General features: G+C 37.6%; 2 protein-coding genes. Both read right to left on the bottom strand.

Features of this window, described 5'->3' with window-relative positions:
* Positions 1-29: 29 nt before the first annotated feature.
* Entirely contained in the window at positions 30-323 is a 294-nt protein-coding gene (locus F6K20_RS36235) for a hypothetical protein (protein WP_008185119.1), read from the bottom strand.
* Between the two features lie 174 nt (positions 324-497).
* Positions 498-1,904: a tetratricopeptide repeat protein gene (locus F6K20_RS36230; protein ID WP_008185121.1), complete on the bottom strand. Its 1,407-nt coding sequence runs from the start codon at positions 1,902-1,904 to the stop codon at positions 498-500.
* Positions 1,905-1,983: the final 79 nt, after the last annotated feature.

Genomic DNA, 1,983 nt, shown 5'->3' with positions numbered 1-1,983 from the left:
TGCTTGATGAAACTTTTCTACACCAAATTCTAGTTAAAGTTAGGTGTGGATTCTTCTGATGGAGAAGGCTCTGGATCTGGTATGGGAAAAGGGTCTGGATCTGGCAAGGGATCGGGACCGGGATCGGCGCAGGTAATAGCAAGCGGGGCTTGTTCGTTTGCAAAGAAGGCTGCAATTTTAGCAGGTTCTTTGCTGATCATTGCAGTCTGCTCTACTTCAGATAAACCCACCTCGTCCATTACGGAACTGGGGTTATTGATAAAAACACTTTGTTTGTTGGGGTCAAGGGCCAAATCTGTTAATAAATTAAATAGTTTACTCATGAGATATCCTACCAATCTTTAACGTAGTTACCAGTGAAAAATGCCAGCTAATTGTCGCTTATTTTTTTTACCCAGTCGATTCTCTTTAATTAAGAGTTTCAGCGCTTGTTTAAGGCACCGATTAAATTGCTATAGCAATTCTATTTTAGAGCCGAATAATCAGCACTTATAAACTCAATCTTTGTCAGGATTCAAGAACATTGAAAAATATTTTGTGATTGCTTTCTTTATTATTTGTGAACGCTCTATATCCGAAAGTACTGGAGTTTGAAAAACCCTTTCTATTGTGTAGTAAGAATTGATTCGAAAGCCAATGTCTCGATAAAGGTTCGCGGTACCAATAATACTGTCTTCCTCCAGAAGAACACTTAAATCACTAAGCAAGAAAAGAACATTGCTACATGTTTCCGTCAGGGCAAAGTTTTTCCATAGCCATAATTGTGCCTCCTCACACTCTTCAGCAGAATCTATAGAATCTATATGAGGGTTATTTATCACATCGTTCAGAACAAGCTTTGTTAATGGATGTTCATAAGCATTATCATATTCTATTATAGCTTTTATTTGATTTGTAGTAAATTTATTAGCACTAATTTGATATCGCAATACAGTTTGACAGACTTCAGAAAACGGTAACTTGGCGTTTTTAATGAATGTGTTAAATTTTTCGATAATATCATCATTAATATCTTCTAATTTTTCTTTATTTTGCTGAGCTTCAATTACGGTGAGGATTAGGTAAGCAATCAAGTCACCTGGCTGAACCATCAAGGCTTTTTGGGCATAAGCGATCGCTCTACCGTAGTATCTCTCTTTCTTATCTTCGTCTTTTATCTTCGTTAAATAAAAACATAGCAATGCATGTTCATAAAGATCTAGCCTCCTGCTTTCTAAGAATGGGACAGGAGAAGGAGAGAACTGTAAAACCTGAGATTCCGGAGCTATTACTATCTCTACTGATAAATCCCAGTGTGAATCCTCGTATTCTTGAACCAATCTGTAAACTGTTGCTCGCATACCCCAAGCCCAGGTATAGGTGGGGATAAGTTCAATCGCTCTGTTAAGACAAGCCAATGCATTGTTTTTACTGTCTTCATCTATTATTATTTTTTTCAGAAATTCCACATGGCCTTTTTCTAATTCTTTGTTTAATTCTTCTTTTACTTTTTGTGAAATCTTAAACATCTTCAGGCGGTAGGTTGCTCCCAAGTGAGCTAATGCCCACGCATAGTTGCTGTTTGTTGGTTCTTGATTATCAAGGGCTGTTTGGAAATGTTTTATAGCTGAGTCAACATATTCCTTTTTCCGATTTTCCACAATTGCCCGCAGACGATAGGTTTCACCTAGCTGTGCATGAGCCCAGAGATACTTATCATTCTTTTCGATGGCTGTATTTAAGTACTTTTCTGCTTGATCATAATTCATCAACTGGTAGTAAGTTGTTCCTAGGTGGGCATTGACCCAAGCATTGTCTGGATACTTACTTTGGAGCTCTTTAAAAATCTTGATCGCCTGTTCATAGGCCCCTGACAAGCGAAACGTTTCTCCTCTTTGGGCATTCATCTGATCGTTGTAATCCATCTTACTCAAATTCCTCCTTAACTGTTATTTGAAACTTAATTTATTGAGGTTTGTTGTCTCAAAAGCTTAACTAGCGAGA

Source organism: Moorena sp. SIO2C4, from assembly GCF_010672485.1.
GTDB lineage: Bacteria > Cyanobacteriota > Cyanobacteriia > Cyanobacteriales > Coleofasciculaceae > Moorena > Moorena producens.
Note: the sequence above shows the minus strand (reverse complement) of the source record. Positions and strands in the feature narration are given on the sequence as shown.